Source organism: Chitinophaga nivalis (assembly GCF_025989125.1).
Taxonomy (GTDB): domain Bacteria; phylum Bacteroidota; class Bacteroidia; order Chitinophagales; family Chitinophagaceae; genus Chitinophaga; species Chitinophaga nivalis.
The window spans coordinates 1025694-1040800 of sequence record NZ_JAPDNR010000001.1 but is presented as its reverse complement, the minus strand read 5'-3'; the positions used below and the strand labels follow the sequence as shown (position 1 = coordinate 1040800).

The 15107-nt window shown below is 46.1% G+C and carries 13 protein-coding genes; 6 read left to right on the top strand and 7 right to left on the bottom strand.

Annotated features, from left to right (window positions below; genetic code table 11):
• Positions 1-90 precede the first annotated feature (90 nt).
• Complete coding sequence (locus OL444_RS04270; RefSeq protein WP_264735319.1) at positions 91-1320, bottom strand: c-type cytochrome; 1230 nt, start codon at positions 1318-1320, stop codon at positions 91-93.
• 500 nt (positions 1321-1820) lie between these two features.
• Between OL444_RS04270 and OL444_RS04265 the strand changes: the two genes are divergently transcribed.
• The 3 genes from OL444_RS04265 (at position 1821) to OL444_RS04255 (ending at position 4001) form a co-directional block, all read left to right on the top strand.
• Positions 1821-2576, top strand: a complete 756-nt coding sequence (locus tag OL444_RS04265; protein WP_264734474.1) for a copper resistance protein NlpE N-terminal domain-containing protein — start codon at positions 1821-1823, stop codon at positions 2574-2576.
• A 107-nt stretch (positions 2577-2683) separates the two neighbouring features.
• Positions 2684-3253, top strand: a complete 570-nt coding sequence (gene purN / locus OL444_RS04260) for a phosphoribosylglycinamide formyltransferase (protein WP_264734475.1) — start codon at positions 2684-2686, stop codon at positions 3251-3253.
• 79 nt (positions 3254-3332) lie between these two features.
• A complete protein-coding gene (locus OL444_RS04255; protein ID WP_264734476.1) occupies positions 3333-4001 on the top strand; it encodes a hypothetical protein in 669 nt (222 codons plus the stop codon).
• Positions 4002-4004: 3 nt separating this feature from the next.
• Here OL444_RS04255 and OL444_RS04250 read toward each other — a convergent pair whose 3' ends face one another.
• The 3 genes from OL444_RS04250 to OL444_RS04240 all read right to left on the bottom strand — a co-directional run bounded on the left by OL444_RS04250 (position 4005) and on the right by OL444_RS04240 (position 8283).
• A complete protein-coding gene (locus tag OL444_RS04250; protein ID WP_264734477.1) occupies positions 4005-6470 on the bottom strand; it encodes a TonB-dependent receptor in 2466 nt (821 codons plus the stop codon).
• 138 nt (positions 6471-6608) lie between these two features.
• On the bottom strand, positions 6609-7793 hold the full coding sequence (locus OL444_RS04245) for a GTP-binding protein (protein WP_264734478.1): 1185 nt from the start codon (positions 7791-7793) through the stop codon (positions 6609-6611).
• Between the two features lie 10 nt (positions 7794-7803).
• Complete coding sequence (locus OL444_RS04240) at positions 7804-8283, bottom strand: MerC domain-containing protein (RefSeq protein WP_264752004.1); 480 nt, start codon at positions 8281-8283, stop codon at positions 7804-7806.
• A gap of 139 nt (positions 8284-8422) precedes the next feature.
• Here OL444_RS04240 and OL444_RS04235 point away from each other — a divergent pair, with 139 nt between their 5' ends.
• Together OL444_RS04235 and OL444_RS04230 are read left to right on the top strand one after the other, a co-directional pair.
• Positions 8423-9049, top strand: a complete 627-nt coding sequence (locus OL444_RS04235) for an SCO family protein (protein ID WP_264734480.1) — start codon at positions 8423-8425, stop codon at positions 9047-9049.
• 11 nt (positions 9050-9060) lie between these two features.
• Positions 9061-9495, top strand: coding sequence for a Fur family transcriptional regulator (locus tag OL444_RS04230; RefSeq protein WP_264734481.1), 435 nt, complete (start codon positions 9061-9063; stop codon positions 9493-9495).
• Positions 9496-9568: 73 nt separating this feature from the next.
• Here OL444_RS04230 and OL444_RS04225 read toward each other — a convergent pair whose 3' ends face one another.
• The 3 genes from OL444_RS04225 to OL444_RS04215 all read right to left on the bottom strand — a co-directional run bounded on the left by OL444_RS04225 (position 9569) and on the right by OL444_RS04215 (position 13961).
• On the bottom strand, positions 9569-11290 hold the full coding sequence (locus OL444_RS04225) for a M3 family oligoendopeptidase (protein ID WP_264734482.1): 1722 nt from the start codon (positions 11288-11290) through the stop codon (positions 9569-9571).
• A gap of 196 nt (positions 11291-11486) precedes the next feature.
• Positions 11487-12155: a DUF5606 family protein gene (locus OL444_RS04220; protein WP_264734483.1), complete on the bottom strand. Its 669-nt coding sequence runs from the start codon at positions 12153-12155 to the stop codon at positions 11487-11489.
• A gap of 93 nt (positions 12156-12248) precedes the next feature.
• Positions 12249-13961, bottom strand: a complete 1713-nt coding sequence (locus OL444_RS04215) for a lamin tail domain-containing protein (RefSeq protein WP_264734484.1) — start codon at positions 13959-13961, stop codon at positions 12249-12251.
• Between the two features lie 154 nt (positions 13962-14115).
• Here OL444_RS04215 and OL444_RS04210 point away from each other — a divergent pair, with 154 nt between their 5' ends.
• Positions 14116-15105, top strand: a complete 990-nt coding sequence (locus tag OL444_RS04210) for an aspartate-semialdehyde dehydrogenase (protein ID WP_264734485.1) — start codon at positions 14116-14118, stop codon at positions 15103-15105.
• The last annotated feature ends 2 nt before the right edge of the window (positions 15106-15107 follow it).

The window sequence follows — 15107 nt, the reverse complement described above, 5'->3', positions numbered from 1 at the left end:
GAGTTACGTTTATAAATTTTGATATCTTCTGAGAGATACAGGAAATGTCCGGTCATTGATCCGGTCAGTTCCTGTAGTCCTAAATCCTTCCTAGTAGTGGCATTTTTGACATTCAGTACCACCTACCATTTCAACAGTTACGCTATCGATCTTCTTATCTTTAATATCCTGATGAAGTTTCTCGAAGATGCTGTAATAGTTGTTGTCAGCGAACTGCACTTTAGTAGTACGGTGACAGTTGATACACCAGCCCATAGACAGGTCTGAGAACTGATGCACTTCGTCCATTTCAGTGATAGCACCGTGGCAGGTCTGACATTGTACCTGACCGGCAACTACGTGCTGGGAGTGGTTGAAGTATACGTGGTCAGGCAGGTTGTGGATTTTTGTCCATTCGATCGGGCGTCCTGGTTTGGTATATTTACCAGCTTCAGGATCCCATCCTACGTAATCGTATAATTTTGCGATCTCTGCAGTACCGTCAATTTTCTTTCCTTCTGCGTTGAACAGTTCAGGGCCGGAGTAATCCTTAATGGCCTTGTGACAGTTCATACAGATGTTTTCGGAAGGAATCATGGCAGTCTTGCTCTTCTCTGCACCAGCGTGGCAATACAAACAGTTGATCTGGTTGATGCCGGCGTGTACTTTATGGCTGTAGAAGATAGGCTGCTCAGGCATGTAGTCTTTCTGACGACCCAGCCCGATGGCACCATTGATAGTGAAGTAACCGCCTACCATGAACAACACCAGGATACCCAGTGCGATGTAAGCTTTGTTTTTGTAGAAAGGAACTGGTTCGGGAGTAGCAACGCCTTCTTTGTCACCTGCAAGTTTGTTCAGGTTACTGTTGATCTGCATGAGGATCAGTGCCACCACTGCCAGTATCAGGGTTACGATACCAAACAGTAAACTGTTGTCACTGCCTTTGTCTGCTCCTTCAGCAGCTGCACCGGCAGCTGGCGAAGCAGGACCAGTAGGTCCTTTCTGAGTTTCCACTTTAACATACTCCAGGATGTCGTCGATTTCCTCATTGGTTAATGCAGGAAACGCGGTCATCGCGGTTTTGTTGTACTGGTTAAAGAGGTCGTTGGCATACTTGTCCCCTGAGGCGAGTACAGATGCGGAGTTATGAATCCACTGGTGCAATAATTTCTTATCGGGCCACCTGTCTTCAACTCCGGCAAGTGCAGGACCTGTCAGTTTTTTATGGACACTATGACATGAAGCGCAATTTTGTTGAAATATTGCCTTCCCTTTCGCAGGATCCGCTGCCTTAACAGAAGAAAACGGAATTACTATACTAGCGCATAGAATAAGCACACTCACAAAATGCTTGCGCAAAAGAATGGAAACACGACGATACACAGCCTATATAGTTTAGATTTGACCTAAAGTTTCTTAAATCTTAAAAGTGCCAGCAAAAATAAGACAGAATGTTGACAATTTACCAACAATTGAAAAAAATTATTGGCGTATAACATGCCCTTTTTCTCCTTCTGCTGGAATATAATTTGAGTTGTAATTCTTTCTGGTGGCCGTTTTTCAGCGATAGTGACTAAATCCTTTCAGAACTTATTATTTTGATTGAAAGTTTAACTCTACCTCTATATATAATATGGCGTGCTGTTTCAGAGGATATAATAATATTATATGAAGATAAAAATCAGATAGCGCTCCCCTATATCCTTCCTTATACTATCTGTTCTGCTCACCTATATTATATTATATATGGGCACGATTAATTTCGGTGAGAGTGTTATTTTTACATAATAACCTGCTACCGGTCCAGAATGTTCACTCTAATACTAAAAAACATTCCCATGCGAAATTTATTATATTTATCTAGTTTACTGCTGGCTACCCTGGCAGCCTGCAACAATAATACGCCTGATAATACCAGCGGCACCGACAGTACCACCCAGGTGACCCACCCGGTTCCGACCCTCGCCATCAACGGTACCTATCAGGGCACACTGCCCTGTGCCGACTGCCCGGGTATGGACTACCAGGTAAGCCTGTACGACGATCACACCTTTAGTGAACTCACCGCCTACCAGGGCAGGGGAAAAGGGGGGGCCAGTGTGGAAAAAGGCACCTGGAAGCAGCTGAACGACTCCACGGTCGTGCTGATAAAATCTACCGACAGCAGCACTACCTTCCTGGCATCGGAAGGCAACCTGTTGTTGCTGGACGCCAAAGGCCACCGGGTAGAAGGGGTGCTGGCCAGTAACTATGTACTGAAACCTGTGGAAGGGGGTGACCTCCGGACCCAGCAGGCAGAAAAACTGCAGGCGGGTATCCGCTTCACTGCCCATGGCAACGAACCCGGCTGGAGCCTGGACCTCGAACAGCAGCAACTCTTTTTCAGCACCATCAACGGCGACAGTATCCGTACCCGTTTGCCGGCACCCAATCCCAATACCGATAGCTTAAAAGTATATACCACGCCGGAAATCACCATCAGCATCCGCAATACCGTATGTGCCGATGATATGAGCGGTTTTATGCAACCCAACAGTGTAGAACTGAAAACCAGGCAACAAACCTACCACGGCTGCGGACAATACCTGAAATAATTAATTACCGGAACAGCCTTTCCCGTAAACAACTCCGGAGAAGGGCTGTTTCCTAATGGGTAATTCTCTATTTTTGCATCCCACAATACATTAAATAAACGCAAGCTTTGAAAAATATTGCCATATTCGCATCCGGAGCAGGTAGCAACGCACAGAAGATTATAGATCATTTCAGGAATTCAGATCAAGCACGGGTAGCGCTGATTATATGTAACAAACCCGGTGCGGGCGTTTTTCAGATTGCTGAACGGGAAGGTATTCCAGGCATCTTACTGGAAAAGGAGCAATTTCTGCACACCGACACCTACATTCAATTATTACAGGAATACAAAACCGACCTCGTTGTACTCGCCGGCTTTTTGTGGAAAGTACCAGCCAATCTGGTACAGGCTTTTCCTGAACGTATCATTAACATACATCCGGCACTGTTACCTAAATTTGGAGGTAAAGGCATGTATGGTCACTTTGTACATGAAGCAGTCATTGCTGCCGGTGAAAAGGAGAGTGGTATCACCATTCATTATGTGAATGAAAAATATGATGACGGTGCGCCTATATTGCAGGAGCGCTGTGCTATCACTTCAGACGATACGCCCGAATCAGTAGCAAAGAAAGTGCAGGCGTTGGAACATCAATGGTTCCCAATAATTGTGGAACGATTATTGTCAAAAATTTAGTAATCTGCAATTACTTTCAGGATTGCGCTATTGCCAGTTTTAACTAACCACTGAAAGCTGCACTAACCCTTACAACTGTATGAAAAAGACATTGCTGCTCACATGGCTGTTTTGTGCTGTTACCTTCGCATCCTTTGCACAGGACCCTCCTAAATCAAAGGGTAGAAATACGTATCTCAAAGTAAATCCTACTACCCTGATTAATGAACTGGATATATACCTGGAACAGGAGATCACGGATAAGATCAGTATTGAACTGGGAGTAAGCGGCATCTATACAGATTACCCTGATTATGTGCTGGCAAAAAAAATAGACATCGGTCAGAAAAAACCGGATATCAGTACAGAACAATTTGTAAATGCCCGCGGCCTGGGATTTCGTGCAGGTCTCCGCTGGTATCTGATATCCAGGGAAACGGGGCCCTCCAGTGCCGCAGGTACTTACTTTGAACCGGTGCTGTTTTACAAGCGGGTTTTCTATCCCAATGAAGATATTGTTAACAACAACACTACCTACACCAGCAGCGCCGATAAAAATGTATTCGGCTTTCAGCTGTTACTGGGACGACAATTCCGGAAAGATAAATTCATTCTGGATCCCTTCATCGGTCTTGGTTTGCGTAGTAAAATCTATCAATACAAAACATACCATCAGGAAGTCAATGGCGTAAGCGTCAACGACGGCCGGATGGTAAGTGTATTGCCCAGCCTGCACATTGGTATCAAGCTGGGACTTAAACTCCGCTGATGGTTAAAAAGGTACGATTACCTTGGCACTGAAATTCCTTCCCATGTTATAGATACCGAAACGCCCGTTGGGTGAAGCGCTGTAATATTCAAAATATTTCAGCCGGTTCATATTAGCCTGATAGGCGACATCAAATACATTGTCCAGCTGCAGGAAGATTTCACAAATGGTTTTACCACGTTTGCTGCGGATGCCTGATCCGGCGCCCAGGTTAATCAATGTATAGCCCGGGGTATAGGTTTCCGTATCATCTACACCATAGAACCGGGATTGTGCACCATATATATCTGCCTCCGCACGTACATAGGCTTTGGTAAATATTCCATAATCCCTGCGTGCAGTAGCTTTCAGCTCAGACCGTACATGCATGGGCGGTATAAACGGCAGGTACCGGGCTGCATCTCCATGTTTACTGATCAGTTCCTCATTTCTGTTTAAGCCCTGCGTATAGGCGGCACTGTTATAAAACGTCAGCCAGGGAATGATACGCGGATGTAAATTCACACTTACCTCTGCTCCAAACAACCGCGCGCTGGATTGCTGATATTTGTAAGTGGCATTACCGGGTACAATTACCACCGGATTACCTTCATTGTCGTATAGCCGTGACTGATAGATATAGTTGTCGATATTATTATTAAACAATTCTACGCTGATATCCACATCCGGCAGATAGGCGAGGAATCCGATATCTTCCTGCAAACTAAATTCCGGTTTGAAGCCACGATTACCCAGGTATACAATGTGTGCGCCGGGATCCAGACCATTGGAACCTATTTCCGTAATATTCGGCGCACGGTATCCTCTGGCAATATTGGCTTTCAGTAATACACGCTCACTCAGGTTATAGGTGGCGCCCACACTACCGGATATACCGGTATAATTATGGCTGAATGCCGGGAATTGTAAATGACCACCAGCGGTATCCGGTAATTCCATGTGCTTTTCAAATCCGTTGGCTTTGTTGGGTCCTACATAAAAATCGTTCCAGCGGATTTTCCTGCTGTCATAACGAAGCCCTCCGGATATATCCAGTTTGCCGAAAGATTTTTTAGCGAAGAAAAAACCGCCGATGTCGAACAGGTTATAATTAGGTATAGGGAAATCGGTACCGTTTTTACTTTTGTTTACCTGGTACATTCCATTCACTCCTACGGTGGTTTCCACGCCATTCCAGGTGGGCAGGTTATAGCGGACATCGTAGTTCAGGGTATTCAGCACTACATATAATCCGGGCTGGGCTACCATTTCCGGGTGGTTGTATTCCCGCCGGATGCTTTGCTGTAATCCGATAGTTGTATTCAGATCACCGTTGCCGATTTTCCATTTAGTGGTATTGTATAACCGGTAATGTTGAATGCGCTGGTGGAGTGGATTTAACCGGTAGGTACGCAGTTCGTTATCCGGTACTATCGGCCGGTTTCTGATATCATCGTCTTCATCTTTTACCTGACGGGTAAACTTACGGGTCAGTGAATCCCTGCTGCCATCGGGTATTTCCTGGGTATTATCATACAAGGTAGCGCCCCACTGAGAGCTGCCCCATACTTTATCCACCCGGGCAATAGCAGAAAGGTTGTACTCCCGGAAAGCAGTACCATATACAAATCCATCTATTTTATTCTGATAATTATGTGCTGCCTTAGCGGTACCTCTGATGGTGTACTTCCAGTCGTTTTTCCGGAAAGCCAGTCCCAGGGAAGATCCTATCATCCCGTTGTTGCTGTGGTAGTCTGCCAGAAAGCTACCTTTCAGTTTTCCTTCTTCCACTTCCGGGATGTCGGGAATCATGTTAATCACACCTGCCAGCGCATCGGAGCCATAGGTAAGACTGGCGGGGCCTTTTACCACTTCTGCCCGGGAAACACCGTATTGATCTATCTCTATACCATGTTCATCTCCCCATTGCTGGCCTTCCTGCCGGATGCCATCATACAAGGTGAGCACCCTGTTATAGCCCAGGCCACGGATGAAGGGTTTGGAAATATTGGGACCGGTGGTCACTGCACTTACACCAGGTACTCCTTTAATAATAGCATCGATGATGTTATTATTCACGTTCATGTTCATTTCCCTTTTACCGATTACAGCAATGGGAATAGGATTCTTGCGTACTGCCGTAGCGCGGGATACCCCGGTAACCACTACCTCATTCAGCTTCGACAGGTCTTCTTCCAGTTTGATGTCCAGTGTAATGGTTTGACCGGCGCCTATATTTTTCTTCAGTTTCACAGACTGATAACCCAACATGGTAATCAGGATTTCATGTGTACCGGGCGTAATATTTTTTATCTGGAAAAGACCTTGCTGGTCGGCAGTTGCGCCGGTATGCATGGCAGGAATCGCTACGTTGGCAAATTGTACAGGTTTCCCTTCGGCATTCACCACTTTACCCTTTACCGCGCATTGCTGCGCGTGTACGGATAACGCAAGGGACAGTGAAAATAGTAGTGTAAAGAAATGTTTCATCAGCATTGATAGATATAAATATGAACAGTCGGGTATTCAGGATAGTAACAAGCGGCATACTTCCGATCTGTGCCAAAAAATATTTTTACAAAACTATATTCATTTTTTATACATGCCTTAATTATTTTTTAGACAAGGCTAAATATCAGGAAAGAGATCCTTAAACGGATAGCCCTGCTGGTACAGCTTTATTTCCGGCTCCGTACACAGGCAGCTGTCCAGTTGCTGCCGTATTTCCGGTTCATTCATGGCTTGTCCGATGATAACCAGTTCATTATACCTGTCTGCAAAGCGCTCGTCCCAACGTTGGCTGATGAGGTCGTGGGTTTCTTCATCCATCTGCCATTGGTGGCGGGGTATGGCACACCACCAGTAGCCCGCCCTTTCGGCCCGCAATGAACCACCGGCCTGGCTCCAGTTGACCGCCAGTTTGGGCCGGGAAGCCAGCCAGAAAAGACCTTTGCTGCGGATAACTCCAGCCGGCCACCGGTCGTTGATATATTGCCAGAAACGTTCCGGATGAAAGGGTTTACGGCTACGGTATACAAAAGAAGAGATCCCGTATGCTTCCGTTTCCGGCGTGTGTTCCTGCTCCAGCTCCGCCTGCCAGCCAGCACTTTGTGCGGTTGTTTCAAAATCAAACAAGCCGGTGTGCAGTATTTCCCGGAGCGGTACGCGGCCATTGGTTGTTGCTATAATCCTGGCGGTGGCATTGAGTTTTTTCAATATTGCTTTCAGGACACCGATCTCCTCCGGGGTTACCAGGTCGCATTTATTCAGCAGAATTACATTGGCAAATTCTATCTGGTCTGTCAGCAGATTTACAATGGTACGCTGATCCTGATAGTCTGCTGTAAGGTCCCGGTCCAGCAGGCGGGCATCACTCCCATAGTCCTGCAGGAAGTTAAAGGCATCTACCACGGTGACCATCGTATCCAGGCGGCTCACCGCACTCAGGTCGATGCCGTTGTCTTCATCCTGGTAACAAAAGGTCTGTGCCACCGGCACTGGTTCCGAAATACCGGAAGACTCGATCAACAGATAATCAAAACGGCGGGCTGCTGCCAGTTCTGCGACTTCTTTCAACAGGTCTTCCCGCAATGTGCAACAAATACAACCGTTGCTCATTTCTACCAGTTTCTCCTCCGTTTTGTGCAGGGTATTTTCATTTCGTACCAACTGTGCATCAATGTTCACTTCACTCATGTCATTCACGATAACGGCTACACGTAAATTTTCGCGGTTATGCAGTACATGATTGAGCAAAGAAGTCTTACCCGCGCCGAGAAAGCCACTCAGCACCGTAACAGGCAATTTTTCCATATGTAATTTTTTATTTTGCGACAGGCGCTCCCTTATGCACAGCGCATTGCTTGCAGCCGCGCAGGTTGAGCAGGTGTGCTGCGATGATCATAAGGGCCCCAATGGCAATGGGCAATGGTTCCCAGCCATCTGCGGGCGCTATAAAATGACCGCATACCAATAAAACAAATCCTGCCGAAAACAGGAGTAATGGTCGTATACGCCGGTGATGGCGAAAGTATCCTCTTCCCAGTGCCAGGCAACCTATTACAAAAGACCCTGATAACAAGGCATACTCCAGCCATTCATTTTCCGGCAGCGCTGCCCCCAGTAAGGGCAACATCGTTAGTACCAAGGGCAATAAAGCACAGTGTACCGCACACAACAATGATGCACCAATCCCTAATGTGTCGAGATTCATCTTCCGTAAAAAATTCTCCTCCATATCCTTTGATTCAATCTTCACAAAAATAAAATAATTTGCAACAATGTTGCAAATTATTTTATCCATAACAGGCATAGTTTATTTCATCACTTATAATATGTTGTGAACGTGTTAAAAATGAAGAAGGAAGGGTACACCGATGGGCATCTGTCAACTAAGTGCTACCTTTGTATATTATAGTATCAAAACAGCGGGGATCTAACCTATGTCTAAGAAAGCGATCATATTGATTTCATTTTTTGCGGTGCTGAGCGCAGGGTTTCTGGGCTATGCAGGCTATGTTATAAAAGGCGAAAGAGGTACTTTCCTGGGGAAAGAGAAGTTACCGATACTGGGGGCACCGGGCCATACTGTACCGGGTTTTTCCTTTACCGACCAGGATGGTAATACCAAAGCCAAAGCAGATGTAAACAATAAGATCTATGTAGCGGAGTTTTTCTTTACCACCTGCACGGGTATTTGTCCGAAGATGAATGCCAATCTGGATAAAGTGTATGCGAAATACAAAAACAAACCGGATTTTCTCATCCTGTCGCACACGGTAGATCCGGAGCACGACAGCGTACCAGTATTGAAAGCTTATGCCGCAAAGCATCAGGCAGATCCTAAAAACTGGTGGTTCCTCACCGGCGATAAAAAGCAGCTCTATCGCCTGGCCCGTCAGGGATATATGGTAGATGACGGCACCTATACAGGAGATGAAGATTTTGTGCACACCCAATGGTTTGCACTGGTAGATAAAACAGGACAGATTCGTGGCCTGTATGAAGGTACCAAACAAAAAGACATAGATAAACTGATCGAAGATATTGACCGTTTAATGGAAGAATAAAGTTTTTCATCATGGGTATCAAACAACAAGTAGCAGAACGGATAGCCAATTTATTACGTGATAGCAAGTTAAGCGTAACGGACACCAGGATCAAGATTTTGGAGCTGTTCATGAAAAGTAATGGTGCGCTGGAGCACAGTGACTTTGAAAAACTGGCGGGAAAATCCTTTGACCGTGTAACGGTATACCGCACCCTGCAAACATTCATGGATAAAGGCATTATCCATAAAATACCAACTACAGATACGTCTGTACGTTATGCCTTATGCAAATCGGATTGCTCAGAACACCATCACCACGACCACCATATTCATTTCAAATGTGAGGCATGTGGCAATACGATCTGTCTGGACGAAACCGATGTACCACAAATCCAGTTACCCAAAGGTTATGCTGCGCATAACGTAGAGGTAGTTGTAAGTGGTGTATGCAAAACCTGTAAGTAATCACTACGTTTAAAACGAGGCCGCCGGCGGGTTATACAAAACCTGCCGGCGGCCTTTTCTTTTCTGTTAAATATTATAATGCAGAGATAGCTGCTTTCACAAAATCAGCCAGTTCTTTTACGTAAGCCGGTGAGAAATCAAACCGGATACCGGCAGCTTTGTACAGTTCCGGCAACGTTTTGGTATTACCTAAACTCAATGCCTGTACGTAGTTGTCCAGGGCCTGTGTTTTGTTTTCCCGGTATTGTTTCCACATGGCAATAGCGCCCAGTTGTGCAATACCATATTCTATATAGTAGAAAGGTACTTCAAACAGGTGCAGTTGCTTCTGCCAGCCAATTGCTTTATAATCTTCGTGGCCAGACCAGTCCAGCACACCCGGAGAAAATTCGTTGAGGATTTCTACCCATTTTTCGGTGCGGGCTGCTGCAGTATGCTGCGGATTTTCATATATCCAGTGCTGGAATTTATCGATGGTGGCAATCCAGGGGAAAATCACAATGGCACGTTCCAGCTGTTGCAATCGGGCGCGGCGCAGCTGCTCTGCATCGTCAAAGAAAATATCCCAGTGGTCCATGGTAAACAGCTCCATACTCATACTGGCAACTTCTGCAATCTCCATCGGATATTCCTTGAATGCACTGAGTGCCAGGTGATGGCTCAGGAAAGAGTGTACCGCATGGCCTCCTTCATGTACCATGGTAGTGAGGTCTTTCATCTGACCGGCAGCATTCATGAAAATAAAGGGCACGCCGGTTTCCGGCAGCGGGCAATTATAACCACCCGGCGCTTTGCCTTTGCGGCTTTCCAGATCGAGGTGTCCCATTTGTTTCATTACCCGCAGGCAGTTGCCAAAGAAGGGGCCCAGCTCATCAAAAGTAGCAATGGCTTTAGTTACCAGTTCTTCTCCGGTGTGGAAAGGTTCCAGGGGTTTTATCCCTGCTGGTTCTGCATCGGTATCCCATGGTTTCAGGGTATCCAGCTGCAGTTTATTTTTTTGTTTTTCGTAGATCTCTTTTACCAGTGGCAGGATATGTTCCTTGATGGCATCATGGAACTGGAAGCTGTCTTCTTTGGTGTAATCGAAGCGGCCCAGTTCTTCAAATTTATAATCCCGGTAGTTGGCAAATCCTGCGTTCTTCGCTATCTGATCACGTTTCACAATGAGGTTGCTGTACAATTCATCCAGGGCAGTGCGGTCTTCCAAACGACGGGCAGCGGTTTTGGCAAACACTTCTTCCCGCAGGGCGCGGTCGCTGTTCTCCAGAAACTTCGCCGCCTGTTGCAGGGTATATTCCTGATCCTTTACCGTAATGGTCATTTTACCGGCAATAGCGCCATATTGCTGCGCCATTACACTCAGTTCTGCCTGGATCGGAATGTTTTCTTCGCGGAACAGTTTTACCTGTTTCTCTACATTGCGGAGATAGGTTTTATACAGCTCCTGGTCCAGCTCTTTCAGGTATGGACTTTCCAGCAGTTTTTTATTAAGGGCATCTGCATATGGCTGTAACTGCGGCTGTATTTCCATACAGTAGTAGGCAAATGCTTCCTCCAGTTTTTTATCGGTTGTATCGCAGGTCATGCGGATCTGGCGCCAGCAGGCATCTTCATTAGTTACTGCTTCCAGTTCACTCATATCTTTCAGCCATTGCTCCAGGTCTGCCACACTATGAAGAGGTCTTTGCTGTAATGCTTCGAAATAAGGCTGTAACGCCTCCCAGGTAGTCACTGAAAAATCTTCCGGAAGAAAATGGCGGGGAAGTTTTTTTATATCTGCATTAAGTTGGGTCATAAAACTATTTTGAGATTTTCTGATTTTTGAATTTAGGGAATTTTTGATGTAATCAGCAGATTCTTTTCTGCTGTATCCGATATCCCTGAAATTACTCAGGCTTCTGCATTACCGGAGATATCGGGTAATACAGAAGCCTGAGCATATTTAACATTGCAGAATGTAACCGGTGTGATACCGTTACCTGTTTCTACAACTACTCTTCGGTTTTCTTCTTGCGTGGCTTAGCTACTTTCTTTGGTTCTTCACCTTCAGCGGCAGGAGCGTCTTCTTTTTTAGCTCTTGCTTTTTTAGGTGCCTTCTCTTCTGTGCCTTCTTCACCTGCTGCTTTTTTAGCACGTGCTTTCTTAGGTTTTTCTTCACCTGCTTCAGCAGCTACTGCTGGTTCAGCGGGTTCAGCTTTTTTCTTTTTTTCAGGAGCAGCTGTTTCAGCTACTACTTCTTCTACGGTTTCTTCTTCACCTTCGGCCAGGATTTCGTCAAACTTCAACAGATCGTTTGCTTTGAGGATACCAAACCATTTCACCATCTTCTTCATATCACTCACATATACCCTTTCTTCGTCGAATTCAGGGAATACGTTTTTGAAATAAGCTTTGATCGCATTGTTATCAGCTTTACCCTCGGCAACAGGAAAAGCAGCTGCTTTTTCGTCCATAGCTTTGAATACCTCAGCCAGGTTTACGTTTTCGCCGGTAGTGAATACTTCGATACTTTCCAGTGGAGTAAAATTATGCACGCGGGAAGACACAAACCTTGTGCTCTTATCTTCCAGTGACCTTACGATAGCGCCATCTTGTTTACTGGCCATTAACTGAAACAAACCGCCCAATCCGGTTACTGCAACAATTTCTCTGTACTGCATGTTCAAATTTTTAGGAAGCGCAAATATAAATAATTATAATAGATTGCCCGCTGACAAATTTTCATCCAAAGTTTGTCAGAAGCCGGGGCTGCTTCAACTCAACTTTCGTGCCACTACCACTGTGTGTTTCCAGCGTCTGACCTCACCCTGCCGGTTAAATATCTCTATAAAAAATATGTAAATACCTGATGGTAAAACTACTGCATTTTCACCTGTTCCATCCCAAGGTAAAAAAGCCGTATTTCCCAGCAATATATTGCGGGCCAGAAAACGCACCGGCACTCCCTTCGCGTCATAAACTGTCACATTGCCAACCCAACCAGGGCCCGGCAACCGGAAAGAAAGCACCGTCTGATCCGCAATTCCGTCGGCATCTGGTGAAAACACTTCCGGTGTTAGCACAGTGGTAGCGGCTATTGCCTCATCAGCCCGCTGTTGCGAATTTATGGCACCCGGTGTGGCATAACCGGCAGTAGCTGCGGCCGTGTGCCAGTTACCTGCTGCCAATGAAGGAGCTTCCGCATCTATCCGCTCCAGGGATGCACCCTGCCAGCTGTTCCCTAACTGAAAATGCTGCTTATCCGTATAATGCACTTCATCCAGGATCAGACTATCGGCAGTCAGCAATACCACCTGACCAGCTGCCATCGGCATCACCGGCAGGCTGCCGACTTCCTCTACCTGCCCCCGTGCGCGGCAATGATAATAGCGACACAGTAAAGTAGCATCTGTGGTAATGGCCAGCCATTGCCCTGGCATCAGCAAACGCGCACCGGCACTGATCCTTTTCAATGGTTCCAACCGGCCCGCTGCCTTTCTGGCGCAAATACGCAGCGAATCCAGGGCAATGACTTTTGTACTGCGGTTATACAGCTCAATGAATTCCGGCCGGCCCGGGAGTGGATAAAACAACAGTTCATTGATAATAACATCTGCCGCCACCGGCGCCTGCGGCCTTCCCAGGGTAGCAGTAGTCATCCATCCGCTCACGGCACCGGCACAGTCAGCGATACCATTTACCGTTACGGTATACAGCAGCTGTTGCTGCAGTGGTTGCGATAACTGCAGCGATACCGCATTAAACAAGGGTGGCAATACGGTAGCAGACAATATCCGGATATCACCCGTCAACTGATACCTGCCCACATTGCCCGCCAGTGCACTATCCAGCGTTTTGCTGAACTGTAAGGTAATATGCAGACTATCTGTGATACCTGCATATAACAGATCCGGGCGCGATTCATCCTGCACGGGAGCCGCCGTTGCATTGTATTTACCGGGTGTACCGCCGGCAGACGCACTGCTGGCCTGCCAGTTTATTTTACCGCTGCAGGGGAGCGCTGCATTCCCCATCTCCAGGCTATAGCCTCCTTTGGCCAAACGCGTGTTACCATACCAGCTATCGTCGTACGCCACTGCATGAACAACCTGCTTATGCCGGTTATACAATACCACTAGCCCGCTATCATCTGCCAATGCAGGCATACGGTCTACTCCCGCAATATTGGCAATACTAAAACTATTTACCGCGGCAGGGGAGCATAATACCAACATGCTATCCGGCTGCAGCCAATATGCAGGTAGTCTTGTTTCCCGTTTATTGACGGCCAGCCACCAGTCTTTTAGTTGTATGGCAGTATCACTGATGTTGCGCAACTCAACGTATTCAAAGGGAGGCAAACCAGCGACGGGTGAGGGTTTACACATGATTTCATGAATAACGGCACTATACCTGAGAGGTGTTTGTGCACAAATGGTATACACCTGTATTAATAACAGGCAGGTACAAACAATGGGGATCCGCATAAAACAGGCTTTTAATATACACAAACATACCCGTAATCCTTTTTTCAAATGTTAATTCTATATAAACAGAATAAATACCGCCCACTGCTATGAAAACCGCACCCGAAATATTAATTTTGTGCATCGAAATTTTAACATGTAAAACAATAGCAAAATGAAAGTCGCCGTAGTAGGAGCTACCGGACTGGTAGGCTCAAAAATGTTACAGGTATTAACGGAGAGGAATTTTCCGGTTACTGAACTGATACCAGTCGCTTCTGAGAAGTCCGTAGGTAAGGAAGTAACATTTAAGGGCAAGACCTGGAAGGTGGTAAGTGCTACAACTGCCATAGAAATGAAGCCTAATGTGGCTATTTTTTCTGCCGGTGGCAGTACTTCCCTGGAATGGGCGCCTAAATTTGCGGCAGCCGGTATTACAGTTATCGACAACTCCAGCGCCTGGAGAATGGACCCGTCTAAAAAACTGGTTGTTCCGGAAGTAAACGGAGATGCCCTCCGCGTGGAAGATAAAATCATTGCCAATCCTAACTGTTCCACGATACAGATGGTGTTGGTAATGAAACCATTACACGACAAATACAAAATTAAAAGAGTAGTAGTATCCACTTATCAGTCTGTAACCGGTACCGGTGTGAAAGCGGTTACGCAGCTGATGAATGAAAGACAAGGTATCAGCGGCGAAATGGCTTATGCTTACCCGATTGATATGAATGCTATTCCGCAGATCGATGTATTTCTCGACAACGGCTATACGAAGGAAGAGATGAAGATGGTGAATGAAACCAAAAAAATTATGCAGGATGACCAGATCCGGGTAACGGCTACGACTGTACGTATTCCGGTAATGGGTGGTCATAGTGAGTCTGTAAACATCGAGTTTGAAAATGACTTTGATGTACAGGAACTCCGCGACCTGTTGGCTCAAACACCGGGTGTGATTGTAGTAGATGATCCTTCCAAGGCACAATACCCGATGCCGAAAGATGCGCATGATAAAGATGAAGTATTTGTAGGTCGTATCCGCAGAGATGAAACACAGCCTAACACTGTGAATATGTGGATTGTAGCAGACAATCTCCGCAAAGGAGCCGCAACAAATGCGGTGCAGATTGCAGAATATTTGCAAGAAAAAAACTGGTTATAATC

Coding starts and splice junctions, on each gene's coding strand:
- OL444_RS04265 (WP_264734474.1), top strand. CDS start 1,821: ATGCGAAATTTATTATATTTATCTAGTTTACTGCTGGCTACCCTGGCA.
- OL444_RS04255 (WP_264734476.1), top strand. CDS start 3,333: ATGAAAAAGACATTGCTGCTCACATGGCTGTTTTGTGCTGTTACCTTC.
- OL444_RS04250 (WP_264734477.1), bottom strand. CDS start 6,470: ATGAAACATTTCTTTACACTACTATTTTCACTGTCCCTTGCGTTATCC.
- OL444_RS04245 (WP_264734478.1), bottom strand. CDS start 7,793: ATGGAAAAATTGCCTGTTACGGTGCTGAGTGGCTTTCTCGGCGCGGGT.
- OL444_RS04240 (WP_264752004.1), bottom strand. CDS start 8,283: ATGGATAAAATAATTTGCAACATTGTTGCAAATTATTTTATTTTTGTG.
- OL444_RS04235 (WP_264734480.1), top strand. CDS start 8,423: ATGTCTAAGAAAGCGATCATATTGATTTCATTTTTTGCGGTGCTGAGC.
- OL444_RS04230 (WP_264734481.1), top strand. CDS start 9,061: ATGGGTATCAAACAACAAGTAGCAGAACGGATAGCCAATTTATTACGT.
- OL444_RS04225 (WP_264734482.1), bottom strand. CDS start 11,290: ATGACCCAACTTAATGCAGATATAAAAAAACTTCCCCGCCATTTTCTT.
- OL444_RS04220 (WP_264734483.1), bottom strand. CDS start 12,155: ATGCAGTACAGAGAAATTGTTGCAGTAACCGGATTGGGCGGTTTGTTT.
- OL444_RS04215 (WP_264734484.1), bottom strand. CDS start 13,961: ATGCGGATCCCCATTGTTTGTACCTGCCTGTTATTAATACAGGTGTAT.
- OL444_RS04210 (WP_264734485.1), top strand. CDS start 14,116: ATGAAAGTCGCCGTAGTAGGAGCTACCGGACTGGTAGGCTCAAAAATG.